This window comes from Paraburkholderia sp. CHISQ3, assembly GCF_030464945.1.
Classification (GTDB): domain Bacteria; phylum Pseudomonadota; class Gammaproteobacteria; order Burkholderiales; family Burkholderiaceae; genus Paraburkholderia; species Paraburkholderia megapolitana.
The window spans coordinates 228,486-252,453 of sequence record NZ_JALPRG010000012.1 but is presented as its reverse complement, the minus strand read 5'-3'; the positions used below and the strand labels follow the sequence as shown (position 1 = coordinate 252,453).

Below are 23,968 nucleotides of genomic sequence, written 5' to 3'. Positions count from 1 at the left end.
CCGGAACGCTCTTTTTCAGTAGTCGATGAGTTGATGCTCGCGCAAATAGGCGAGGATCACTTGTGCTTTTTCGACCGAAGTCCCTTCAATTACGACGCTGCCGCCGCGGCTTTCGGTCGTGGTCGCGGACATCATGCGCGCGTGTCCGGAACGCTTCTCCGGCGCGGCGAGCCGCACGGGTTTGCGGGTTGCCGGCGCGACCGTCCAGTGGGCCGCTTCGGCGTCCACGCCGCGTGGTGCCACGCTGCGCGTGTCGACGGTGCCGGCGCGCAGCCTTGCATAGGCGTACAGCGGCTGAACCGGCGCGAGCGGATGCACGGCGACCACGGCCGGCAGCGGTGTCTGAACGCGCCGGCGCACGCCCTTCGGCAAGAATTGCCTGACCGTCGCCGTCGTCACCTCGCCGTTTTCGATCACGATGTCGACCGCCGAGCCAACCAGCGGATAACCCAGCGCAGCGGCAAGGCGATACGGCAGCATGCCGCTGTCGAACGCGCCTTCCGCGCAGGTGCCAGTCAGCACCAGATCGTAGCCCTGCACACGCTGGGCGAGCGCGGCCACGGCATCGTCGGCGGGATCGCAGACTAGTACCTCGACGCGCGCGGCGCCGAGCGCCAGATAGGCTTCGAGTGCCGCGTTGGACGGGTCGCCGGCATGCACGACGTCGAGCAGCGCGCCGTGCTTTTCGGCGAGCGCGCGGCCAGTCTCGAGTGCGGCTGCGTCGTTGCGGCTATAGCGCGCCACGCCGCTCACCGGATGGCGACCGACTGAAACGAGCACGGCGATCCGTGCGAGTTTGCGGTTCATGCGGCGACTCCTTCTGCAACGGTTGCGGCGGGTGTCGCAGCTGTGGCTCCGGCCGACGCACGCGTGGACCGCGCATGCGCGACCTCGTCGATCAGCGACGCGATCGTGGCCTGCGTATCGCCGATGATCGTCAGGTTCGCGCGCTTGACGATCGGCGCGCTGCCGTCCAGATTCACGGCGATCACGTGCCGGCAATCCTTGATGCCCTGCAGATGCTGGACCGCGCCCGAAATACCGAACGCGATATAGACGCTCGCCTCGACGGTCTTGCCGGTCGCGCCGATCTGCTTGTCGCGCGGAAAGAGACCGTTGTCGACCGCCACGCGGCTCGCGCCGACGGCCGCTCCGAACGCGCCGGCCAGTTGTTCGAATGCCGCGACATCGGCCACGCCGTTGCCCGCCGAGACGATGAAGTCCGCCTCCTCGAGCGCGACCTGCGCGGCGTCGATTTCTTCGATGCCGAGATCGCGGTAGCGATCGCTCGCCGCGCCTTCTTTTGCTTCGGCTGGCAGCGCAATCTCGACGCGTTCTCCCACGCCGACAAACGGCAACCGCGCATCGACAGCGCCCGCCGCCAGCAGCACCACATCGGGCAGTGCGCGGCTCGCGTAGGCCTGCTTCGCCTGCGCATAGCTGCTCACATGCGCGGCATCGATCTCGACAACCTGCGTGGCGATACTCGCACCTGCATAAGCGGCATAACGCCGGCCGAGATCGCCATCGCCGGTTGCGTTGTCCGGCATCAGGATGTGCGCCGGCGCAATCTGTGCGACGCATACGGCCAGCGCCTGCAGCTCGCGTTCGGGCGCGAACCTGCGACGGTCGAACGTTGCGAGTTCAACGATACGATCCGCGCCGAGTACCGCCGCATCGTCCTTCAGTTCGCCGAACACGACGAGCGCCACCTGGGTCTGTGCATCGGCGATCAACGCGGCGGCAGCGAGCGCCTGGCGCGTGTGTTCGTCGAGCGCGCCGCGGTCGCTGTGCGCGGCAACCAGTACCGTGCGCTGCGCCGGTTGCCTAGTGCGGAGCGGCTTCGCAACCTGACCGTGCGCGTGTGCGCCGCCCGCGGCCGCGCCGTGGCTCTGATCGTTCGATGCATGCGCATCGAAAGTCGCACCGAGCGTAATACGCCGGATACCGGCCGCCGTGATCGTGAACGGCCGCCGCGGATCGATACGTTTGATGGTCGTGTTCATCGCGTCACTCCAGCGCAGCGGCAACGAGTTCGGCTACGTCGAGCACTTCGGGGCGCGGACCGACCACGCCTTCGAGCATCGCCGTGCAGTTCGGGCACCCCACCGCGACCACGTCCGCTCCAATGGCACGAGCATCGGCGATGCGGATATCCGGAATACGCTGCTTGCCGGGGATGTCGGTCAGCGGTGCACCGCCTCCACCGCCACAGCAGCGACCGCGCTTGCCGTTGCGTTCCATTTCGATGACCTGGATGCCGATCGACTTCAACAGCTTGCGCGGCGCGTCCGTTTCGCCGTTGTAGCGGCCGAGGTAGCACGGATCGTGGTACGTGACGCGTTTGTCGTGCAAAGCATCGGCGGCCTTTGGCGACAGCTTGCCCGAGGCGACCAGTTCCGCGATGAAGCTCGTGTGATGCAGCACGTCGTAACGCGTGCCGAGCGAGCGGTATTCATTGCGCAGGCTGTGCATTACGTGCGGGTCGGCGGTGACGATGCGTTTGAACGTGAGGTTCGAAAGCGTGCCTGCCAGTTGCCGCGCGAGTTGCTGGAACGTCGCTTCGTCGCCGAGGCGACGCGCGACGTCGCCCGTATCCGTTTCTTCTCCACCCAGTACCGCATAGTCGACGCCGGCCTTGTTCAGCACCGTAACCAGGGCACGCAGCGTGCGTTGATAGCGCATATCGAATGCCCCTTCGCCGGCCACCAGCAGCACGTCGACGGGTTTGCCCGGTTGCGCCACCGGTGCGTTCAGATCGACGGCCCAGTCGTAACGCGCAGCCTTGTCGTAGCCGCCAGCCGTGCCGGTTTCACGCAGATTCGCGAGCACTTCGGGGCCCTTGCCCGGCACCGTACCGTGCACCAATGTCTGATTGCGGCGCATGTCGACGATCGCATCGACGTGCTCGATCAGCATCGGACATTCCTGCACACAAGCGCGGCATGTCGTGCACGACCACAGCGTGTCGGCTTCGATCAGACTCGAGATGATCGGCCGGTTCGGCTCGCCCGTATGGTGACCTACCGGCAGACCCGGCGTCGGGCTGCCTGCATACGCCGCATCCGAACCGCCGACCATTCCGGTTACGAGATCCTGAATCAGCTTTTTCGGGTTCAGCGGCTGGCCCGCGGCGAAGGCCGGGCATGCTGCTTCGCACTTGCCGCACTGCACGCACGCATCGAAGCTCAGCAATTGATTCCAGCGAAATTCGACCGGCTTGCCGACGCCGTATTCGTTCTGTTCCAGTACCGGCGTTTTCAACGCCGTTGGTGGCGTCATGCTGACGGCACCGGCGCGGCGGACATCGCCGGACGCTGCGAAGCGCTCCTGGCGCGGATGAAACGCCAGATGCAACAGACCGGCAAGCGCATGCTTCATCGGGCCGCCGTGGGCCGCGCCAACTGTCATCGCGAAGGCGCCCGCAGCAATCAGCAGCGCGAAAATCACAGCAAGTGCGCCGGACATCGCCCCAGCCGGCACCGCGACAAACAACACGAGACCAAGTGCAAACGAGCCAAGCAGCCACGGCAACGTGTCCCAAGGTCCGCGTGAAAGTCGCGCGGGCACCGCCTTCGCACCATGCCGGCGACGCCACACGAACACCACGCCGACCAGCATGACGAGCGCCGCGATAAAGATCAGCCGGTCGAGCCACGGTGAGTAGATCGCGAGCCCATAGTTGAGAAACACCAGCGCGAACGCGCCAATCGCGCCGCCCGCGGTCGCGACGTGGGTCTTCGCGATATACGGATCGCGCGCAACCACGTGGTGCAGATCGACGAAATAGCGCTTCGGGATCGTCAGCAGGTTGGTCCAGCCGAACGCGCCCGCCGCAGTCGCGCGGCCGAGGCGCCAGTACGCCGAGCGCTTCGCGACCGCGAACGCAAGGCCGGCCACCGATACCCACAGCAATGCGGTGATGAGAAACGCCGGGCTCATCGTCAGAAATCCTTGCAGAGGCGCAGCGCGTCGTAGATCGCGCCGTGGATGTTGTGCATCGAAATGCAGTCGCCGACGCGGAACAGCAGGAAACGACCGTTGCCGAGTTCTTCCGACAACGACGGTTGCGGCTCCGATGCAAACAGCGTGTGCACATCGGTCTGGCCGTGATTCACCGATTCGGGCTTCAGCGTCCAGTACAGCGCGTCGTTCGGCGTGCTGCCGTTTTCGATCACGACCTGATCGACGACGCGCTCTTCGAGTTCTTCGGTGTATTCGTTGCGCAGCACCGCGATCTTGCGGCCGTCCTCTTCATACACGCGATCGAGCCAATAGTTCGGCGTATGGATCACACCGAGCGCATACAGACGCCGGTAGAAGATCGGGAACGTCGTGCCGCCCACATCGTCGGCGATCTTCACATCGGGTGTCACGATCTCGACCTTCGCCCCACGGCTCGCGATGAAATCCGCGACGCCCGCACCGGCATGCGTGCTGACGCCGTCATAGACGAGCACGTGCTGTTTCGGCTCGACGCGACCTGAGAGGATGTCCCACGAGCTGACCGCGAGCCCTTCCTCGACACCCCACGCCGGCACCTGCTGCGTGAAGCTCGAACCGCCCGTGGCTAGCACGACGATATCGGGTTTCTCGGCCATGATTGCCTTCTCGTCCGCGGCGACACCGAGGCGCCGGTCCACGCCGAGACGCTTCGTCTCCATGTCGAACCAGCGCACGATGCCAGCCATCTGTTCGCGCTGCGGCGCCTTTGCAGCGAGCATGATCTGGCCGCCCACCGCGTCGTTCTTTTCGAACAGCACGACGTCGTGACCGCGCGAACGCGCGACACGTGCAGCTTCGAGTCCGGCGGGACCCGCGCCGACCACCACCACCTTGCGGCGCGGTCCACGGGTCTTTTCGATCACGTGCGGCATCGTCGCTTCGCGCGACGTTGCGGCGTTCTGCACGCACAGCACGTCGAGGCCGTTGTACTGACGGTCGATGCAATAGTTCGCACCGACGCATTGCTTGATCTCGTCCTCGCGACCATCGCGAATCTTGATCACCATGTGCGGATCGGCGATCTGTGCGCGCGTCATGCCGACCAGGTCGACCATGCCGTTGGCGAGCAGGCGTTCGGCCTGACCCGCGTCGCGAATGCTTTGCGCATGCATCACCGGCAGCTTCACCACCGACTTGATGCCGGCCGCGAGGTGCACGAATGGTTCGGGCGGCAGCGCCATCGGCGGCATGCAGTTGGCGAGCGTGTTGTGTGTGTCCGCACCGGAACCGATCACGCCGAGGTAATCGATCAGGCCGGTCTCGGCCATCGCCTGGGCGATTTCCTTCAGTTGCTCGTGGTCGAGGCCGTCTTCGTGGAATTCGTCGCCGCACATGCGTAGGCCGATGCAGAAGTCCGCGCCGACCGCTTCACGTACGGCCTTTAGTACTTCGGTGCCGAAACGCAAGCGGTTTTGCAGCGAGCCTCCCCATTCGTCGGTACGGAAGTTCGTACGCGGGCTCCAGAACTGATCGATCAGATGCTGGTGCGCCGCCGAAATCTCGATGCCGTCCATCCCGGCCTGCTTTACGCGCTTCGCAGCCGCCGCGAAATCGCCGATGATGCGGCGGATTTCCTCGACCTCGATGATCTTCGCGTTGCCGCGGTGCACCGGTTCACGCACGCCGGACGGCGTCATCAGATGCGGCCAGTGCTCGCCGTGAAATGCCGAGCGACGACCCATGTGCGTCGCCTGGATCATGATCTTCGCGCCGTGCCGATGCATTGCTTCGGCGAGTCGCGCGAGCGGATCGATGATCTTGTCGGTCGACAGATTGACCGACTTCCACCAGCCCTGCGGACTGTCGATCGACACCGGGCTCGAGCCGCCGCATACAGCGAGTCCGACACCGCCCTTCGCCTTCTCTTCGTAGTAGCGGATATAGCGATCGCCGGGCAGACCGCCCGGTTCGGCATAGACCTCAGCGTGCGCGGTGCTGACGATGCGGTTGCGCAGCGTCAGTTGATTCAGCGTCAAGGGTTTGAACAGATTGGGGTAACGCATCGCGATCGACCTCGGGCGGTGTGCGGTAAAAGTCTCGACAATCAGGCGAGCGGCGACACTTCGAACACGCAGTGCGCGTGATGTTCGGCGGCGCACTGCACTTCCTTCGACTGCGAACGCGGCGCATTTTTGCCCGCTTCGGTCGTGTCATTCACCCAGTCCATCGCGCCAGCAAACCAGCCCGCGAACATGTAGCAAAGCTTGCCGCTCTTGTCGGGCTGCGCGAGGACGAACGACGAGTGATGCAGCTCGATGCGCGCATGCGCACGCGCCGGATCCGCCTCGACGATCTTGAACAGACCCCAGCCACGTTGCGACAAACGCTTCAGATAATGTTCGAACACCGCCATCCCAGCGATGCCGTGCTGCTTCGCTTCCTTATCGCACCAGTGGTATGCCGATTTATAACCGGCCTTATAAAGAATCTCGGCATACGTGTCGCGCCCCAGCGCTTCTTCAACTGCCGTGTGGTTATTCGTGAAGAAATGACGCGGCACGTACAGCATCGGCAGTGCGTCGGTGGTCCATACGCCGGTGTTGGGATCGACGTCGATCGGCAGTTGCGGTTGCATCGCGGGGTGACTCCGTGGGGTAAGCAGATTCGTATCGGTGCTGGTTTAACGCGGGCGCTCGCAGCGGCGCCCGTCATCGTTTTTGTATCGCGTAAGCTCTCTCAGGCTCCCCACACATCGCGGAACACGCGTACCCAGTTTTCGCCCATGATCTTGCGGATGCGGGTCTCGCTCCAGCCGGCGCGCTCCATTGCAGCTGTGAGGTTCGGAAACTCGCCGATCGTGCGAATACCTTCCGGGTTGACGACCTTGCCGAAGTTCGTCAGACGGCGATAACGGCCCTTGTCATGCGTGATCCAGTCGAAGAAGTCGGTGGTATAGCCCTGCGTGAAATCGCTACCGATACCGACCGTGTCCTCGCCAACGATGTTCACGACATAGTCGATCGCTTCGACATAGTCTTCGACGGTTGCATCGATACCGCGCTTCAGGAACGGCGCAAACATCGTCACGCCGACAAAGCCGCCCGCATCGGCGATTTCCCGCAGCTGCTCGTCGGACTTGTTGCGCGGATGTTCCTTGAGCCCCGACGGCAGACAGTGCGAGTAGCACACCGCTTTCTTCGAGAACGCAATCGCTTCCGACGACGTCTTGCCGCCCACATGCGACAGATCGACCATGATGCCGACGCGGTTCATTTCGGTGATCACTTCGCGACCGAAGTCCGACAGGCCGCCGTCACGCTCGTAGCAACCGGTACCGACGAGGTTCTGTGTGTTGTAGCAAAGCTGCACGACACGCACGCCCATATCGGCGAACGCTTCGATATAGCCGAGGTTGTCCTCGAACGCATGCGCGTTCTGGAAGCCGAGGATCACGCCGGTGCGGTTCTCTTTCTTGGCACGCAGGATGTCGTCGGTGGTGCGCACGAGCGTCAGCAGTTCGCTGTTCTCGCGGATCTGCTGCTTCATCAGTGCGATGTTATCGACGGTCTTCTCGAAGCTCTCCCAGACCGACACCGTGCAGTTGGTCGCGGTGATGCCGCCTTTTTTCAGGTCCTCGAACACCGAGCGGTCGAACTTCGAAATGTTCAGACCGTCGATGATGATGCTGTTCTCGTGCAGAGTGCTCATGATTCGGTGCTCCAGCTATCAGCGTGTGGGGAAACGCGGCGCATGTGTGTCTCGCGCGTGTTGTTTATTGCAGTATCAGTAGATCGGGAAGCGCTCGCACAGCGCGAAGATCTCGCGGCGCACGCGCTGTTCGGTGGCGGGGTCGCCGTCCGGATGCTCGCGCAGCGAGTCGAACACTTCGAGGATCAGACGGCCGGTTTCGCGGAATTCCGCCACGCCGAAGCCGCGCGTCGTGCCCGCCGGCGTGCCGAGACGGATGCCCGAGGTGACCGTGGGCTTCTCGGTATCGAACGGAATGCCGTTCTTGTTGCAGGTGATGCCCGCGCGTTCGAGCGCCTGTTCGACCTGCGCGCCCTTCAGGCCCTTCGGACGCAGATCGACGAGCAGCAGATGGTTGTCGGTGCCGCCCGTCACGAGATCGACACCGCCTTCTTTCAGCACTTCGCCGAGCGCCTTTGCATTGGCGAGCACGCCGTCGATGTAGGTCTTGAAACCATCCTGCAACGCCTCGCCGAATGCGACCGCCTTGCCGGCAATCACATGCATCAGCGGGCCGCCTTGCAGGCCCGGGAACACCGCGGAGTTGATCTTCTTCGCGATGTCTTCTTCGTTGGTGAGTACGAAGCCGCCGCGCGGACCGCGCAGCGTCTTGTGCGTGGTCGACGTGACGACATGCGCATGCTCGACCGGATTTTGATGACGACCGGCTGCGATGATCCCGGCGATATGCGCCATATCGACCATCAGCTTCGCGCCGACGCTATCGGCGATCGCCCGGAAGCGCGCGAAGTCGAGTTCGCGCGGATAGGCGGAAAAACCGGCGATGATCAGCGACGGCTTGTGCTCATTGGCCAGCGTCTCGACCTGGTCGTAATCGATGCGCATCGTTTCGCGGTTCACGCCATACTGCACGGCGTTGAACCACTTGCCCGACAGCGCGGGTTTGGCGCCGTGCGTGAGATGACCGCCTGCGTCGAGCGACATGCCGAGCACCGTATCGCCCGGTTTCGTCAGTGCCAGCATCACCGCACCGTTTGCCTGCGCGCCCGAGTGCGGCTGCACGTTCGCAAACCCGGCATTGAAGATCTGCTTGATGCGATCGATGGCGAGTGTCTCGATCTGATCGGCGAACTCGCAACCGCCGTAGTAGCGCTTGCCCGGGTAGCCTTCCGCATACTTGTTGGTCAGCACCGAACCCTGAGCTTCGAGCACCGCACGCGACACGATGTTTTCCGACGCGATCAGCTCGACCTGCGACTGCTGCCGCTCGAGCTCCTTGAGAAGCGCGCTGCGGACCGGCGCGTCGCGTTCGGCAAGAGGTTGCGAGAAGAAGGGATTGGCGTTCGTCATGGGGTGTCCCGGGGGTGTCTGTTAGTCATGGAAAGCAAGGGGTCGCACGGCGATTCAAACAGACCGACGAGGCGCGCTGTACCTTCCCGCTTCCCTTGACTGGCCTGCCGGCACCGGCTCCCAACGGCTCTATTCTTCTCCGCTGTCTCGCCCGTCAATTTACGAATTCAGACGTGTTCTTGGCGTTTTCCGACATCCAGGTCCGTTTTGGACAAGTGGCCCGGTGGCCGGCCGGCTTGGCGGCATTATTCGTGACGTCCGATCGTATGTTGCGGTGCAGCGCGATCGCACTGCCGGCGTGCGCGGCCCGCCCGCGAACAGTGCCCTCGCCGCACATGCAAGGTGCGGCGAGCCGCCCCCGCCTGGTCCGACCGCGCGTGCCAGCCAGGGTTTAGCCGTATGGCATGCTTGTTGCGCTAGATCTCAGAATAGTGCGGCCGTCCCCCCCACGTCGGCTGCTACACCAGAGATCAGAGTCGAAGGAACACTCGCCCCCCATGTCTCCCGACCGCACCGCGTCGCTGGCGCACTTTGCGTTCATGCCGCTGCCCAACTTCACGATGATCGCTTTTACCAATGCGATCGAAGTGCTGCGCATGGCCAACTACCTGAGCGGGCAAACGCTTTATCGCTGGTCGATCATCAGCCCCGAAGGCGGCCTCGTGTCGGCCAGCAACGGCCTTGCCGTCGATACCGCGGCAGCGGAATGCGCGGGCCAGCCCGACATCGTGTTTGTCTGCGGCGGCATCGACGTGCAGCGCGAAACCACCCCGGCCCATCTGTCCACATTGCGCCGCTTCGCGCGCGCAGGCGTCGCGCTCGGCAGTCTGTGCACCGGCACTTATGCGCTCGCAAAATCGGGGCTGCTCGCGGGCTATGCGTGTGCGATCCATTGGGAAAACATGTCGGCGTTGAAGGAAGAGTTTCCCGACACGCGTTTCCTGAAAGAACTCTTCGTCATCGATCGCGACCGCGTGACCTGCACCGGTGGTGTCGCCCCGCTCGACATGATGCTGAACCTGATCGCGGCGCGCGTCGGTACGCCGCGCGTCACGCAGATCGCGGAACAGTTCATCGTCGAGCATGTTCGCGATACCAGCGCGCAGCAGCGCATGCCACTCGTCGCACGGCTCGGTTCGGCGAACAAGTCGCTGTTCGAAGTGATCGCGCTGATGGAAAACAACATCGAAGAGCCGTTGTCGCGTGAAGAGTTGTCGCGCCTCGCGAACATGTCGCAACGACAACTACAGCGACTCTTTCGCGAACACCTCGGCATGACGCCGACTCACTACTACCTGACCCTGCGCCTGCGCCGCGCGCGCGAACTGCTGCTGCAGACCGACATGTCGATCATGCACATCACGATGGCGTGTGGGTTTCAGTCAGCGTGTCATTTCAGCAAGAGCTACCGCGACGCATTCGGCACGGCGCCGACACGCGAGCGCCGCAAACAGGTTGCACCGCTTGCTCACGTCATGCCGGGTGTGACAAGCGGGCTGGCGCTGCCGGCCTGACACCCCTCTCCTGCCTGTTTCCGGGGCACCCGCGCCCCGCGTCCGAAGCGGCCCACACATGGCCAGAAAAAAGCCTCGTATGGCGCTATAGTGAATGATCTCCAGTCCGTCAGCCCTTCGCCCGAGGCAGGAAATCATGGCCGAAAACGACACCGATATCGCCGCGCGCACGCTCTCCGTCGCTCCACAACAATTCTCGCTCGACGTCCTGCTCGAAAAGTACGCGAAGGGTGACGAACAAAGCGTCGACGACGTTTACCGGCGCGTCGCGCACGGTGTCGCACAGGCCGAACCGCCGGCGCTTCGCGAAGAGGTCGAAGCGCGTTTCGTCGAGAACCTGCAGCATGGCGCGCTCGGCGCCGGGCGCATCATGAGCGCGGCCGGCTCAGGCATCGCCGCGACGCTGATCAACTGCTTCGTGCAACCGGTCGGCGACAGCATTCAGGGTGTCGACGAAGACGGTCTGCCGGGCATCTACGTGGCACTGCTGCAGGCGGCCGAAACGATGCGCCGCGGCGGCGGCGTCGGCTACAACTTCTCCGCGATCCGCCCCAAGGGCGCGCGCGTGCACACCACCAGTTCGTCGGCATCGGGCCCGTGCAGTTATATCGATGTCTTCGACGCATCGTGCCGGACTGTCGAAAGCGCCGGCTCGCGTCGTGGTGCGCAAATGGCCGTGCTCGACTGCACGCACCCGGACCTGCCCGAGTTCATCGAGGCCAAGCATTCGAAGGGCCGCTGGAACAACTTCAACGTCTCCGTCGCCGTCACCGACGAATTCATGCAGGCCGTCGAAGCTGATCTGCCGTGGCAACTCGTGCATCGCGCGGAGCCGTCACCCGCGTTGCGCGCAGCCAGCGACCTGCGGCAACGCGAAGACGGCTTGTGGGTGTATGCAGAGAAACGCGCCCGTGAAATCTGGGAGCGCATCATGCGCTCGACCTACGACGTCGCCGAACCCGGCGTCGTGTTCATCTCGCGGATGAACGAGGACAACAACCTGCGCACGCTCGAAACGATTCGCGCAACCAATCCATGCGGCGAGCAACCGTTGCCCGCTTATGGCTGCTGCAATCTCGGCCCGCTTAATCTGACGCGCTTCGTGATCGATCCGTTTGCGCAGATGCGCGGCGGCAAACCGTCGTTCGACTGGGACGAACTCGCCGCGCGCACGCGCACGCAGGTGCGTTTTCTCGATGACGTGCTCGACGTGACGCTGTGGCCACTTCCTGAGCAATACGACGAATCGCGCGCCAAGCGCCGCATCGGCGTGGGATTTACCGGTCTCGGCGACACGCTCGTCATGTTGGGCTTGCGCTACGACCGCGCCGAAGGCCGCGACTTCGCCGCGCGCATCGCGCAACTGATGCGCGACGAGGCGTACCGCGCATCGGTCGAACTCGCGCGCGAACGCGGTGCGTTTACATTGTTCGACGCCGACAGCTATCTGGCCGACGGCACGTTCGCCTCGCGCCTGCCCGACGACATCAAGGCATCGATTCGCCGCGACGGCATCCGTAACAGCCATCTGCTTTCCATCGCGCCGACCGGTACCGTGAGCCTCGCGTTCGCGGACAATGCATCGAATGGTATCGAGCCCGCGTTCTCGTGGACCTATACGCGCATGAAGGTAATGGCCGACGGTAGCCGCGCTTCGTTTGCGGTCGAAGATCATGCGTATCGCGTCTATCGCGCGTTCGGCGGCGACGTCGATGCGTTGCCCGACTACTTCGTGAGCGCGCTCGACATGTCCGCGCGCGATCACCTCGACATGATGGCGGCTGTGCAGCCGTACATCGACACGTCGATCTCGAAGACCGTCAACGTCCCCGCCGACTACCCTTTTGATGCATTCGAAAGCCTCTACTTCGATGCATGGAAAGGCGGTTTGAAGGGACTCGCCACTTACCGGCCCAACGAAACGCTCGGTGCGGTGCTGAGTGTCGCGCCACAATCCACCGACGATGCGCTCGCCGAAATCGATACCGATCCGCTGCGCGTCGCCATCGATCACCGGCCGAAGGGCGAACTACCCGCGATCATCGAGAAGGTCGAATACCTGACGCAGGTAGGCAAGAAATCACTGTATGTCGCGGTGTCGTTCATCGAGGTGACGGGCAGAGTCGGCGGCGAAGACATGACGATCGAGCGGCCGATCGAATTTTTCATTCCGGTCGGCCAGCGCGATGAATCGCAGCAATGGATTACCGCGACGATGCGTTCGCTGTCGCTCGCTGCGCGCGGAGGGTTCGTCGCGCGCAATCTGCAGGATCTGCGCAAGGTGTCGTGGGATCGCGGCCAAGTAAGGCTCGGCGATGTGCTGCGGCTCGATGGGCACCGCACGCCGCGCTGGCACGATTCGGAAGTGGCTGCAATCGCCTATGCGATCCAGCAGATCCTGCATCGGCGTGGGTTCCTCGATGCGGAAGGTAATCAGGTGCCGACGCGGTTGCTCGCGCGCTTGCCGCGTGGGCATCTTGCCGAAGCTGCGGCGCCTGTGGCCGGCCTTGCTGAACCGGATCGTAGCGATAGCGGCGAAACTGCCGCGCTGCCGGAAGGCGCAGGCCCGCTCGAACTACGTACGATGCTCGGTCGCAAGTGCGATACGTGCGGCGCGAATGCGGTCATTCGTAAGGATGGCTGCGACTTCTGCACGGCGTGTGGGGAAGTGGGCGCGTGCGGGTAGTGGTTTGAGCGTGGCGCGTTGTCGAGACGACGCGCCACACCTGTACCCTCGTTCCATACGACGCCATCACTTCGCTTTCCAGCGCTTCATTTCGCACGCCCCCGTTTCCGGGCACATCCCCTCCTCTACAGTGATCGCATGCACTGAAACAACCGGTTTCAGTGCAGTTCCCAATCCGGGTCAGCTTTCAATCCAGGAGAAACGATATGGGCATCGCCTCAATTGCTGGTTCACTTGGCCATTCCGCTAGCGGCGGTCTCAAGGCACTTGGAGAGCATAAGGATGGTTTTGAAGCGCTAAATTCCGTGAAAGATCTCACAAGCTCGGGTGGCGGCGAATCGAGTAAAGCGACGTCGGACGAGTCGCCGTCGGGTGGTGCACTCCAGCAACTGCTGCAAGGCATCGAGAAAAAATTATTGGGCGATTGAACCCGGATTCCGGCTTGAACAGGGTGTTCGATCAATACAAGGAATTCTATGGACCTGCCCCAAACCACTGAGGCCGCCCGGCTAGGACGAGCCGTGTTCGACAGCATCAGGGCCGAACGTTTCGACGAAGCGGAAACGCTCCTGCAGCAGTTGCACGAGGCTCATCCGGCGTCGCGGGACATGCTGTTCTTTCCCGTGCTGATGGCGATCCAGCGTGGCGATGTGCGGGGAGCGTGGCAGGTCGTCAACGGCTTGCCGGAAGACCAGAACCCCGAGTTGAAGGCAATCTGCCTGTATCTGCTGAAAGACCCCACATGGCATAGCTATGCGGCAGCACTCGAGGACAGCTCCGATCCGTATATCCGTCGGGCAATGTTTGCGCTACTCGGCCGTACAGAAGAAACCAGCGTTGCAGAGCCCGTGCAGTCCACCATGTTGCACGCCTTGCAGGTATGACTTTCGGTTCCCCGGTACAGCTTTACTGAAGCAAACGTGGTCCGCCTGCACCTGTGCAGGCGGACCACCACCGCATCAAGCCGCTTTCAGCAACCCATGCGGGTCGATCACGAATTTACGCGGCGCACCCCCATCGAACTTGCGATAACCATCCGGCGCTTCTTCAAGCGAAACGACCGTGACGTTCACGATCTGCGCAATCGGCAGACGGTCCCACAAGATGGCCTGCATCAGATTGCGGTTGTACTTCATCACCGGCGTCTGGCCCGTGTGGAACGAATGCGACTTCGCCCAGCCGAGGCCGAAGCGGATGCTCAGACTGCCTCGGCGCGCGGCGGCGTCGGCGGCACCCGGATCGTCTGTCACGTACAGGCCCGGAATACCGATCGCACCGGCCACGCGCGTGATATCCATCAGCGAATTCAGCACTGTAGCGGGCGCTTCTTCCTGGCTGCCGTGGCTACCATGGCCGTGCGCCTCGAACCCGACGCAATCGACCGCGCAATCCACTTCCGGCTTGCCCAGAATCGCGGCGATCTGTTCGCCGAGCGTCGCATCGCGTGAGAGATCGACCGTTTCGAAGCCGACCGAGCGCGCATGCGCGAGGCGTTCCTCGTTCATGTCGCCGACGATCGTGCACGCCGCGCCCAGCAGCCGCGCCGAAGCGGCAGCAGCCATCCCGACCGGGCCCGCACCGGCGATATACACCGTCGCACCCGGTTTCACGCCCGCCATCACCGCGCCGTGATAGCCGGTAGGCAGAATGTCGGACAGGCAGGTCAGATCGCGGATCTTCGCCATCGCGCGATCGCGATCCGGGAATTTCAGCAGGTTGAAATCGGCATACGGCACGAGCACATATTCCGCCTGCCCGCCGATCCAGCCGCCCATATCCACATAGCCGTACGCACCGCCCGCACGCGACGGATTCACGTTCAGGCACACACCGGTGTGCTGCTCCTTGCACGTCTGGCAGCGGCCACACGCAACGTTGAACGGCACCGACACGAGATCGCCGACCTTCAACGTCTCGACATCGCGCCCAACCTCGATCACCTCGCCGGTAATCTCATGGCCCAGCACGAGGCCGACTTCGGCCGTCGTACGGCCACGCACCATATGCTGATCCGAGCCGCAGATATTGGTCGACACCACTTTCAAAATCACGCCATGACCGATTGCGCGACCGCGCGGATCGACCATCTTCGGAAAATCGATCGACTGGATTTCGACCTTGCCCTGCCCCAGATACACGACACCGCGATTGCTGCTCATTGTCTCGTCTCCATGTTCGTCTGACGTCACGCATTTCGACACGGCATTCGGCGAACGCCGCTCTTTCGAGCGTAGCCCCTCGGCACCCGCACCCGGTGTATGAAACCCGACATCCGTCTGACTAAAACCGACACGGTCGCTTTTTGCGGTTTTTGTTGATTGAACGGTCAATAAAAAAACGCTAAGCTACGGCTTCCTCGCAGCCTGGCGCTATCTGGTGTCGGGTTCGTGCAGCCTGTTTTTTGTGGGTTTTCGCGTTTTTTGGGGGTTCGACAGCATGCCCAAGCTTGGAATGCGTGAAGTGCGCCGCGCCCAGCTGATCGACGCCACCCTGCTCACCATCGATCAGGCGGGCCTGTCCGGCACGACGCTCGCTTCAGTTGCGCAGCGCGCCAATATTTCGACGGGGATCGTCAGTCACTACTTTGGCGACAAGGACGGTCTGCTCGAAGCGACGATGCGGCATATCCTGCGCGACCTGTGGGCGGCCACCACACGTCGGCGCAACGCTGCGAAGGCACAGCCGCGTGCACGGCTGCGCGCGGTCGTCGCCGCCAATTTCGACGTATCGCAAGTTAGCGGACCGGTGATGAAAACCTGGCTCGCGTTCTGGACCGAAAGCATGCACGAGCCCGGGCTGCGCCGTCTGCAGCGCGTCAATACGCGGCGCCTGTACTCGAACCTGTGCACGGAATTCGCGAAAGAACTGCCGCGCGGCGCCGCACGCCGGGCGGCGAGCGGCCTCGCGGCGATGATCGACGGGCTGTGGCTGCGCGGCGCGCTATCCGGCGATCCATTCGACACCCGGGCCGCGCTGCGGCTCGCCAACGACTACATCGACATGCTGCTCGCGCACGCAGCCTGACGCGTTTCCAGCATATCCAGCTCGCATACAAGGAGAACCCCGTCATGACCTCTTACGGCCTGCAACGTCTTTATATCGGCGGCGAATACGTCGACGCCACGAGCGGTGAGACCTTCGATACATTCGACCCCGCCACCGGCGCAAAGCTCGCCACGGTGCAGCAAGCGAGCGCAGCCGATATCGACCGCGCGGTGCAGTCGGCACGCGAAGGCCAGCGCGCGTGGGCCGCGCTTACCGCAATGCAGCGCTCGCGCATCCTGCGACGCGCCGTCGAGTTGCTGCGCGAGCGCAACGACGTGCTCGCCGAACTGGAGATGCGCGACACCGGCAAACCGATCGCCGAAACGCGCTCGGTCGACATCGTGACGGGTGCCGACGTGATCGAGTACTACGCGGGTCTCGCCACTGCGATCGAAGGTCAGCAGATTCCGCTGCGCGCCGAATCGTTTGTCTATACGCGGCGCGAACCGCTCGGCGTCACCGCCGGCATCGGTGCATGGAACTACCCGATCCAGATTGCCTGCTGGAAATCGGCACCGGCGCTCGCCGCGGGCAACGCGATGATCTTCAAGCCGAGCGAGGTCACGCCGCTATCCGCGTCGAAGCTTGCCGAAATCTACCTCGAAGCCGGTGTACCGCCGGGCGTTTTCAATGTCGTGCAAGGCGACGGCCGGGTCGGCGCGCTGCTCGCGGGGCACGAAGGCATCGCAAAGATTTCGTTTACCGGTGGCGTCGCCACGGGCAAGAAAGTGATGTCGCTGGCTGGTGGCTCGACGCTCAAGGAAGTGACGATGGAACTCGGCGGCAAGTCGCCGCTGATCGTCTTCGAAGACGCCGATCTCGACCGCGCCGCCGATATCGCCGTCACCGCTAACTTCTTCAGCTCGGGTCAGGTGTGCACGAACGGCACGCGTGTGTTCGTGCATCAGTCGGTGCAGAAAGAATTCGAAGCGCGCATCGTCGAGCGTGTGAAGCGCATTCGTATCGGCAAGCCGTCCGATCCCACCACCAACTTCGGCCCGCTCGTGAGCGCCGCGCAACTCGACAAGGTGCTCGGCTACATCGAAAGCGGCAAGCGCGAAGGCGCGCGGCTCGTGGCCGGCGGTGCGCGGATCGTCGACGGCGATTACGCGCAGGGCCAGTACGTGCAACCGACCGTGTTCGCCGATTGCCGCGACGACATGCAGATCGTGCGCGAAGAAATCTTCGGCCCTGTGATGAGCCTCTTGAGTTTCGCCGACGAAGAGGAAGTCATCGCGCGCGCCAACGACACGATCTACGGCCTCGGCGCCGGTGTCGTCACCGAGAACCTCTCGCGTGCGCATCGCGTGATTCACCGTCTCGAAGCTGGCATCTGCTGGATCAACACGTGGGGTGAATCGCCGGCGGAAATGCCGGTGGGCGGCTACAAGCAATCGGGTGTCGGCCGCGAGAACGGCATCACGACGCTCGAGCACTACACGCGTATCAAGTCGGTTCAGGTGGAACTCGGCAAGTATCAACCGGTGTTTTGAGGGAGCGTCGCATGGCAGCGAACGAATACGACTACATCGTCATCGGCGCGGGTTCGGCGGGCAATGTGCTCGCGACGCGTCTGACCGAAGAACGCGACGTGACGGTGCTGCTGCTCGAAGCCGGCGGCCCCGACTACCGCTTCGACTTCCGCACACAGATGCCCGCGGCCCTCGCCTATCCGCTGCAAGGACGGCGCTACAACTGGGCGTACGAGACCGACCCGGAACCGCACATGAACAACCGCCGGATGGAATGCGGTCGCGGTAAGGGGTTGGGCGGATCGTCGTTGATCAATGGCATGTGCTACATCCGCGGCAATGCGCTCGACTACGACGGTTGGGCACAACGCAAAGGGCTCGGGGACTGGAGCTATCTCGACTGCCTGCCGTATTTCCGCAAAGCCGAAACCCGCGACGTCGGCGCGAACGACTATCACGGCGGCGACGGTCCGGTTCACGTCACCACCAGCAAACCCGGCGCGAACCCGCTGTTCGAAGCAATGGTCGAGGCCGGTGTGCAAGCGGGCTACCCGCGCACCGACGATCTGAACGGCTATCAGCAGGAAGGCTTCGGCCCGATGGATCGCACGGTCACGGCACACGGCCGCCGTGCGAGTACTGCACGCGGCTACCTCGACCAGGCCAGGGAGCGGCCGAACCTGACGATCGTCACGCACGCGACCACCGACCGTATTCTCTTCAGCGGCAAACACGCTAACGGCGTCGCGTATCTGCACAGCGGCGCATCGGTTACCGCGCACGCGCGGCGCGAAGTGCTGCTATGCGGCGGCGCGATTGCTTCGCCGCAGATCCTGCAGCGCTCCGGCGTCGGTCCGGCCGCGTGGCTGCGCGAACTGGACATTCCGGTCGTGCTCGATCTGCCCGGCGTTGGACAGAACTTGCAGGACCACCTCGAGATGTACATGCAGTACGCGTGCAAGGAACCCGTATCGCTCTATCCCGCACTGCTGCTGCGCAATCAGCCGGCAATCGGACTCGAGTGGCTGCTGAAAGGCACCGGTATCGGCGCGAGCAATCATTTCGAAGCGGGCGGTTTTATCCGCACGCGCGACGACGACCTGTGGCCGAACATCCAGTACCACTTCCTGCCGGTGGCGATCAACTACAACGGCACCAACGCGATCAAGATGCACGGCTTCCAGGCGCATGTCGGCTCGATGCGTTCGCCGAGCCGTGGACGCGTGAAACTGCGTTCGCGCAATCCGCACGAGCATCCGTCGATCCTCTTCAACTACATGGCCGAGGCGCTCGACTGGCGCGAGTTCCGCGACGCGATCCGGATTACGCGCGAGATCATTGCGCAGCCGACGCTCGACCGGTTTCGCGGCGATGAACTGAGCCCCGGTGCCAGGTTGCAGAGCGATGCGGAGATCGATGCGTTCGTGCGTGCGCGTGCCGAAACGGCCTATCACCCTTCGTGCTCGTGTGCGATGGGCTATGACGACATGGCCGTGGTTGACGATGAGGGCCGCGTGCATGGGATCGACGGGTTGCGTGTAGTCGATGCATCGATCATGCCGTTGATCACGACCGGCAACCTGAATGCCCCCACCATCATGATCGCCGAGAAAATCGCCGACAAGATTCGCGGGCGAACCACGCTGGCGCGCTCGACTGCGCGGTATTTCGTCGCGAATGGAGCACCGGCGCGGGGCACGGAAGCACACAAGCGTGCAGCGGAAACGATTCACGCAACGTAAAGCGCTGAGAGGTTGAGGGGCTTGCCCTGGGTGACGCCCCCATCCTATCCAGATGCCGCATTCCTTCTATGTCGGCAAATAATGGTCAAGTCTACTGAAAGGATCGAGGCCGCGAAGACGCTAGCGAGTGTGCGCATCTCCGCGAGCCTCCTCACATCCATTCAGAGGATGCCATGTCGACCACCGCTTCTTCCTCCACCTCACGTCCCAGCGCTGCCGCCCGCTTAGAACGCTTACCGTTCTCTGGCTACCACCGCACGATCTTCCTGATCATCGCGATCGCCTTCTTCTTCGATTCCGTCGATCTCGGCACGATGACCTTCGTGCTCGGTTCGATCCGCACGGAGTTCGGACTGTCGAGCGCGGCTGCGGGTCTGGTCGCGAGTGCGAGCTTCTTCGGCATGGTGCTCGGCGCGGCCGTGGCGGGTTTGCTCGCGGATCGCTTCGGACGACGCCCCGTATTTCAGTGGAGCATGGTGTTGTGGGGCCTCGCGTCCTACCTCTGCTCGACCGCGCACTCCGTCGATACGCTGATCGTCTATCGCATCCTGCTCGGCATCGGCATGGGCATGGAGTTTCCGATTGCGCAAACACTGTTGTCCGAATTCGTACCGACGGCGTCGCGCGGCCGGCTCGTTGCGTTGATGGACGGCTTCTGGCCACTCGGTTTCATCACGGCGGGTGTCGTGTCGTACTTCGTGCTGCCGCAGTTTGGCTGGCGCACCGTATTCGCGCTGCTCGCCATTCCCGCCGTATTCGTGCTGTTCGTGCGCCGCATCGTGCCCGAATCGCCGCGCTGGCTCGAACATCGCGGCCGTCTGCATCAGGCCGACTCGGTGCTCATGCAGATCGAAGCGAAGGTGATGAAATCGAAGGGCCTGACATCGCTGCCCGCGCCGTCGATGCTCGTCGAAGCCGTCGGCCAGCGCACGCGCGGTGCGTTCCGCGAGATCTGGAGCGCGGCCTACCGGCAGCGCACGATCATGGTGTGGGCGCTGTGGTTCTTCGCGCTGCTCGGTTTCTACGGCCTGACATCGTGGCTCGGCGCGCTGATGCAGCAGGCCGGCGTTGCAGTGACGAAATCCGTGCTGTACACGGTACTGATTTCGCTCGGCGGCATCCCGGGGTTTCTCTGCGCGGCGTGGCTGGTCGAGCGCTGGGGTCGCAAACCGACTTGCATTGCTTCGTTGATCGGCGGCGGCGCCATGGCTTATCTGTACGGCCAGGCCGCACTGCACGCCGAGAGCGTCACGCTGCTCATCTGCTCGGGCCTGCTCATGCAGTTCTTCCTGTTCGGCATGTGGGCCGTGCTCTACACCTATACGCCCGAGTTGTACGGTACCGGTGCACGCGCGACCGGCTCCGGTTTCGCCTCGGCGATCGGACGGATCGGTTCGCTGATCGGACCGTACGCGGTCGGCGTCGTGCTGCCGGTGTTCGGTCAGGGCGGCGTGTTCACGCTCGGCGCGTTGTCGTTCGTGGTGGCAGCGCTCGCCGTCTGGGTGCTCGGGATCGAAACGAAGGGGCTTGCGCTCGAATCGCTGGCGTCGGAGACGACGGATGGCGTAGCGGCGACGTATCGCGTAGCGGTCGACGAGGTGCGCTGAGTACTCTCGCACGCGGGGTTGGTCGAAAGATAGGGGTATACGCGGATTCGTGAACCTGATCGCACTACGAGTCGTTCACGCATCCCGCATGCTATGCCTATCAGATCCTCACATCCGATAAGAATAATTGCACCCTCCGCACTGGTCCGACTTTTTCAACCGTTCGTCTTTATCCCTGGCGAGGCCATGAAAGCGGACGAGCTTCGGTCGCGACGCCGTATATCGCATCGGACGGGCAATGAGCATGGATCAGCAGTATCTGCGCACGGATCACAGCATCCCGACGCACAGCAGCAGCGATATCCCCCACCGGATTTCGATCGATGCCGATCGATCCGCCCCTGAACCCCGGGCGACGCATACCGCGGCGGCGGTTGCGACACGCGTGTCGGCGTGGCAACCGGATTTCGCCCTCCTGCGCGGCAATATTCGCATCGCGCTGGCCGATCAGATCGAGCAGGCGGTACGTCTCGGCGTGCTGCGGCCTGGCGATCTGTTCCGCCCGCAACGCGAAATCGCCGATGCGCTCGGGTTTCATCGCAACACGATCAACGCGGCATTCCGCGAAGCGGCACGCCGCGGCCTCGTCCGTGGCAGCAAGCGCCGCGGGACGGTCGTGCTGCCGCTCGACGAGGGCTGAGCCAGCGCCGTAAGCGGTCCACCGTACGCGGTTATTACGCGCGTCGGGTAGTTTCGCGTCGCCGCCACGCGTGCGACGCGCTCTGCGTCGCCTACGCTGCACGCGTAGGCGTACTCCATCGCACATTCCATCTCGCCCGCCAGTAGAAATACTGGCGGCGCCCATCCCGCGCCCCTCGCGCAACAGCAAACGTTTTTGTCGATTTTTGTGTGTTCGTGCGATGCCGTCACATACGACAATTCGCTGTCGAAACGTTAAATTGTTAAATGCGCTTCAGCGTCGAAAACATATAAGCTAATAACCCGCAACGCGCTTTCGCCGAAAAGCACGCAAATCTTAGGCAATATCGCCGATTTTCACTAAACATCGCAGGCCGGTTTTGCCGGCAACGAAGCACTACGCATCGAGCCCCTCACTTCGCATCCGATGGTCCGCCACACGCACGCTCGCCGCAGCGCACGCACGTGTACAGTCCTGTCTGGTCGCTGCTTGACACTACAAATCTGGCCGGGTAAAAGTTAGTAACATTCGGCAGGACGTCGTAATTAAAGCGGTGATACGAGGCAGCATGTCAAACCGCCCTTCCTTTCTACAAACTCGCGCTTCGTCGCACTCGCCTGGAGTTAACTTGGCTAAGGGGCTTTTCGATGAACTGGTCAGCGGCTATCACGAGTTAAAACGGGTGCTGACACGCGAGCTGGATACGGATAATGCGGCCGATGTCGCGCAATCATCGTTTGAGCGGGCACTGCGCTACGCGCAAAGTCACGAGGTACACTCGCCGCGCGGTTTGCTGTTCGGTATCGCCCGCAATCTGCAGATCGACGGTGGCCGCCGCTTCGCGCGCGTGTCGTGGCAATCGGTCGACGAGGTCGAAGACGATATCGACCGGCTGGCGTGCTCGGAGGTGACGCCCGAGCGTTCGCTCGCGGGTCGCCAGGCAGTCGACCAGCTATGCGATATCATCGACGCCTTACCACCCCGTTGCCGGGAAGCCTTTGTCCTGTGCAAACTGCATCACATGACTTATGAAGAAGCCGCCGATGAAATGGGCATCAGCCCTACGGTCATCCGCAAATACCTTGTGCAAGCATTGCGCGAGTGCCGTGTCGTGCTCGGTTAGCACGCGGCCAGCCACGCTCGTACCTTGGGAATCGTCAGGCCCATGCCGCTGAGTCAGTCCGAACGCGACGCCGCCGACGATCTGTTCGCCTCCGCGAAGTTCGGCGACATCGCACAGCAAAAGTCAGCGCAAACCGCCCTCGACACATGGACCGGCGGGGATTCCGAACGTCTGGCGCATGTCGCCGGTCTCGAAGCCGCCAATCGGGCGCTCGAAATCAACGTCGGGACCTTGCGCAATCGCTATCCGCGTCACATCGAAAGTCGCGTGCCGGTTGCTGCCGCCACGATCGCGCGTGCACCGGGTCTGTCGCGCTTGTGGCCCGGCATTGCCATGGCCTGCTGCGCCATGGTGGCGGCCGCCACGTGGGTCATCAATCCGGTGCTGTCGCACCAGACCACTTCATCCGCGGTCGGTCAGCAACTCGCCTTCGATCTCGATGACGGCAGCCGCGTCCTGCTCAACACCGATACCGCGGTGCGCTTCGTCAACCGGCTGCATTCGCGCGAGCTGACGCTGGAGAAAGGCGAAGCCATGTTCTCCGTCGTGCATAGCAGCGTGCGGCCGTTCCACGTGTACGCCGGCACCGCCGATATCCGCGACGTCGGTACGCAGTTCAGCGTGCGTCTGCTGCCAACCGGCGTGAGCGTCGCGGTACTTGAAGGCCGCGTATCGGTGACGCCATCCGCCGACACACCACCCGCCCTGCTCACCGCCAACCAGGCGCTGCGCACCGACGGTGCGACGATGGTGGCGGTCGACGGACCACAGGCGGTCAACGCGATGCTGAGCTGGAAAGACCAGCGGCTCGATTTCGACAATACGAGCATCGTCGATGTCATCGGGGATCTGCAGCGCTATCGGCCCAAGCCGATCGTGCTGGCCGACAACAAGGCGGGCAAGTTTCGCGTGAGCGGCGGCTTCTCGATCGCCGATCCGGAACAACTGCTCAAGACACTGCCCTCCGTGGCGCCGGTGACAGTTACCATGAAGCCGGATGGCACAGCCGTCATTGCATCGCGCCACTAGCCTGCAGCGGCAACCGGAAAGCAAAGTTCGTCATCGCAGGACACCCGATGTTATCCCGTCATCTGTCGCGCGCCCGGCCGCCTGACACTTTTATCGTGCCTGCCGCA

The 23,968-nt window shown here is 63.2% G+C and carries 18 protein-coding genes and 1 pseudogene; 11 read left to right on the top strand and 8 right to left on the bottom strand.

Annotation, left to right across the window (positions count from 1 at the left end):
- Positions 1–15: 15 nt before the first annotated feature.
- The 7 genes from M0D65_RS26575 to M0D65_RS26545 form a co-directional block, all read right to left on the bottom strand.
- On the bottom strand, positions 16–807 hold the full coding sequence (locus M0D65_RS26575) for an electron transfer flavoprotein subunit beta/FixA family protein (RefSeq protein ID WP_266255244.1): 792 nt from the start codon (positions 805–807) through the stop codon (positions 16–18).
- On the bottom strand, positions 804–2,006 hold the full coding sequence (locus M0D65_RS26570) for an electron transfer flavoprotein subunit alpha/FixB family protein (protein WP_266255243.1): 1,203 nt from the start codon (positions 2,004–2,006) through the stop codon (positions 804–806). The genes M0D65_RS26575 and M0D65_RS26570 overlap by 4 nt, the downstream gene beginning before the upstream one ends.
- 4 nt (positions 2,007–2,010) lie before the next feature.
- Positions 2,011–3,942 carry a (Fe-S)-binding protein gene (locus M0D65_RS26565; protein ID WP_266255242.1) on the bottom strand — a complete coding sequence of 644 codons (1,932 nt, stop codon included), beginning with the start codon at positions 3,940–3,942 and terminating at the stop codon, positions 2,011–2,013.
- A 2-nt stretch (positions 3,943–3,944) separates the two neighbouring features.
- On the bottom strand, positions 3,945–6,008 hold the full coding sequence (locus tag M0D65_RS26560) for an NADH:flavin oxidoreductase (RefSeq protein ID WP_266255241.1): 2,064 nt from the start codon (positions 6,006–6,008) through the stop codon (positions 3,945–3,947).
- Between the two features lie 41 nt (positions 6,009–6,049).
- The gene (locus M0D65_RS26555) at positions 6,050–6,580 is read right to left on the bottom strand and encodes a DUF5943 domain-containing protein (RefSeq protein ID WP_266255240.1); all 531 of its coding nucleotides are present in this window, start codon (positions 6,578–6,580) and stop codon (positions 6,050–6,052) included.
- 101 nt (positions 6,581–6,681) lie between these two features.
- Positions 6,682–7,653 (bottom strand): dipeptidase, encoded by a 972-nt coding sequence (locus M0D65_RS26550; RefSeq protein WP_266255239.1) that lies wholly within the window; start codon positions 7,651–7,653, stop codon positions 6,682–6,684.
- Between the two features lie 75 nt (positions 7,654–7,728).
- Complete coding sequence (locus tag M0D65_RS26545) at positions 7,729–9,003, bottom strand: serine hydroxymethyltransferase (protein ID WP_266255238.1); 1,275 nt, start codon at positions 9,001–9,003, stop codon at positions 7,729–7,731.
- 494 nt (positions 9,004–9,497) lie between these two features.
- Here M0D65_RS26545 and M0D65_RS26540 point away from each other — a divergent pair.
- The 4 genes and pseudogenes from M0D65_RS26540 to M0D65_RS26525 form a co-directional block, all read left to right on the top strand.
- Positions 9,498–10,517 (top strand): annotated as a pseudogene (locus M0D65_RS26540) (GlxA family transcriptional regulator); the annotation flags it as partial.
- Positions 10,518–10,653: 136 nt separating this feature from the next.
- Positions 10,654–13,203, top strand: coding sequence for an adenosylcobalamin-dependent ribonucleoside-diphosphate reductase (locus tag M0D65_RS26535; protein WP_266255236.1), 2,550 nt, complete (start codon positions 10,654–10,656; stop codon positions 13,201–13,203).
- Between the two features lie 206 nt (positions 13,204–13,409).
- Entirely contained in the window at positions 13,410–13,631 is a 222-nt protein-coding gene (locus M0D65_RS26530; protein ID WP_266255235.1) for a hypothetical protein, read from the top strand.
- Positions 13,632–13,679: 48 nt separating this feature from the next.
- Positions 13,680–14,087 carry an HrpB1 family type III secretion system apparatus protein gene (locus M0D65_RS26525; protein ID WP_266255234.1) on the top strand — a complete coding sequence of 136 codons (408 nt, stop codon included), beginning with the start codon at positions 13,680–13,682 and terminating at the stop codon, positions 14,085–14,087.
- 75 nt (positions 14,088–14,162) lie between these two features.
- Here the strand turns inward: M0D65_RS26525 and fdhA are convergent, their stop codons facing one another.
- Positions 14,163–15,362 (bottom strand): formaldehyde dehydrogenase, glutathione-independent, encoded by a 1,200-nt coding sequence (fdhA, locus tag M0D65_RS26520; RefSeq protein WP_091018034.1) that lies wholly within the window; start codon positions 15,360–15,362, stop codon positions 14,163–14,165.
- A gap of 277 nt (positions 15,363–15,639) precedes the next feature.
- Between fdhA and betI the strand changes: the two genes are divergently transcribed.
- The 7 genes from betI to M0D65_RS26485 all read left to right on the top strand — a co-directional run bounded on the left by betI (position 15,640) and on the right by M0D65_RS26485 (position 23,861).
- Complete coding sequence (gene betI, locus M0D65_RS26515) at positions 15,640–16,227, top strand: transcriptional regulator BetI (protein WP_266255233.1); 588 nt, start codon at positions 15,640–15,642, stop codon at positions 16,225–16,227.
- A 44-nt stretch (positions 16,228–16,271) separates the two neighbouring features.
- A complete protein-coding gene (gene betB / locus M0D65_RS26510; protein WP_266255232.1) occupies positions 16,272–17,741 on the top strand; it encodes a betaine-aldehyde dehydrogenase in 1,470 nt (489 codons plus the stop codon).
- A gap of 11 nt (positions 17,742–17,752) precedes the next feature.
- Positions 17,753–19,462, top strand: a complete 1,710-nt coding sequence (gene betA / locus M0D65_RS26505; protein ID WP_266255231.1) for a choline dehydrogenase — start codon at positions 17,753–17,755, stop codon at positions 19,460–19,462.
- A gap of 173 nt (positions 19,463–19,635) precedes the next feature.
- Positions 19,636–21,069, top strand: coding sequence for an MFS transporter (locus M0D65_RS26500; protein ID WP_266255230.1), 1,434 nt, complete (start codon positions 19,636–19,638; stop codon positions 21,067–21,069).
- Between the two features lie 238 nt (positions 21,070–21,307).
- Positions 21,308–21,709, top strand: a complete 402-nt coding sequence (locus tag M0D65_RS26495; RefSeq protein ID WP_245811706.1) for a winged helix-turn-helix domain-containing protein — start codon at positions 21,308–21,310, stop codon at positions 21,707–21,709.
- Positions 21,710–22,277: 568 nt separating this feature from the next.
- Complete coding sequence (locus tag M0D65_RS26490) at positions 22,278–22,832, top strand: RNA polymerase sigma factor (RefSeq protein ID WP_091018021.1); 555 nt, start codon at positions 22,278–22,280, stop codon at positions 22,830–22,832.
- Positions 22,833–22,874: 42 nt separating this feature from the next.
- Positions 22,875–23,861 (top strand): FecR family protein, encoded by a 987-nt coding sequence (locus M0D65_RS26485; RefSeq protein WP_266255229.1) that lies wholly within the window; start codon positions 22,875–22,877, stop codon positions 23,859–23,861.
- The last annotated feature ends 107 nt before the right edge of the window (positions 23,862–23,968 follow it).

Coding starts and splice junctions, on each gene's coding strand:
- M0D65_RS26575 (WP_266255244.1), bottom strand. CDS start 807: ATGAACCGCAAACTCGCACGGATCGCCGTGCTCGTTTCAGTCGGTCGC.
- M0D65_RS26570 (WP_266255243.1), bottom strand. CDS start 2,006: ATGAACACGACCATCAAACGTATCGATCCGCGGCGGCCGTTCACGATC.
- M0D65_RS26565 (WP_266255242.1), bottom strand. CDS start 3,942: ATGAGCCCGGCGTTTCTCATCACCGCATTGCTGTGGGTATCGGTGGCC.
- M0D65_RS26560 (WP_266255241.1), bottom strand. CDS start 6,008: ATGCGTTACCCCAATCTGTTCAAACCCTTGACGCTGAATCAACTGACG.
- M0D65_RS26555 (WP_266255240.1), bottom strand. CDS start 6,580: ATGCAACCGCAACTGCCGATCGACGTCGATCCCAACACCGGCGTATGG.
- M0D65_RS26550 (WP_266255239.1), bottom strand. CDS start 7,653: ATGAGCACTCTGCACGAGAACAGCATCATCATCGACGGTCTGAACATT.
- M0D65_RS26545 (WP_266255238.1), bottom strand. CDS start 9,003: ATGACGAACGCCAATCCCTTCTTCTCGCAACCTCTTGCCGAACGCGAC.
- M0D65_RS26535 (WP_266255236.1), top strand. CDS start 10,654: ATGGCCGAAAACGACACCGATATCGCCGCGCGCACGCTCTCCGTCGCT.
- M0D65_RS26530 (WP_266255235.1), top strand. CDS start 13,410: ATGGGCATCGCCTCAATTGCTGGTTCACTTGGCCATTCCGCTAGCGGC.
- M0D65_RS26525 (WP_266255234.1), top strand. CDS start 13,680: ATGGACCTGCCCCAAACCACTGAGGCCGCCCGGCTAGGACGAGCCGTG.
- fdhA (WP_091018034.1), bottom strand. CDS start 15,362: ATGAGCAGCAATCGCGGTGTCGTGTATCTGGGGCAGGGCAAGGTCGAA.
- betI (WP_266255233.1), top strand. CDS start 15,640: ATGCCCAAGCTTGGAATGCGTGAAGTGCGCCGCGCCCAGCTGATCGAC.
- betB (WP_266255232.1), top strand. CDS start 16,272: ATGACCTCTTACGGCCTGCAACGTCTTTATATCGGCGGCGAATACGTC.
- betA (WP_266255231.1), top strand. CDS start 17,753: ATGGCAGCGAACGAATACGACTACATCGTCATCGGCGCGGGTTCGGCG.
- M0D65_RS26500 (WP_266255230.1), top strand. CDS start 19,636: ATGTCGACCACCGCTTCTTCCTCCACCTCACGTCCCAGCGCTGCCGCC.
- M0D65_RS26495 (WP_245811706.1), top strand. CDS start 21,308: ATGAGCATGGATCAGCAGTATCTGCGCACGGATCACAGCATCCCGACG.
- M0D65_RS26490 (WP_091018021.1), top strand. CDS start 22,278: ATGTCAAACCGCCCTTCCTTTCTACAAACTCGCGCTTCGTCGCACTCG.
- M0D65_RS26485 (WP_266255229.1), top strand. CDS start 22,875: ATGCCGCTGAGTCAGTCCGAACGCGACGCCGCCGACGATCTGTTCGCC.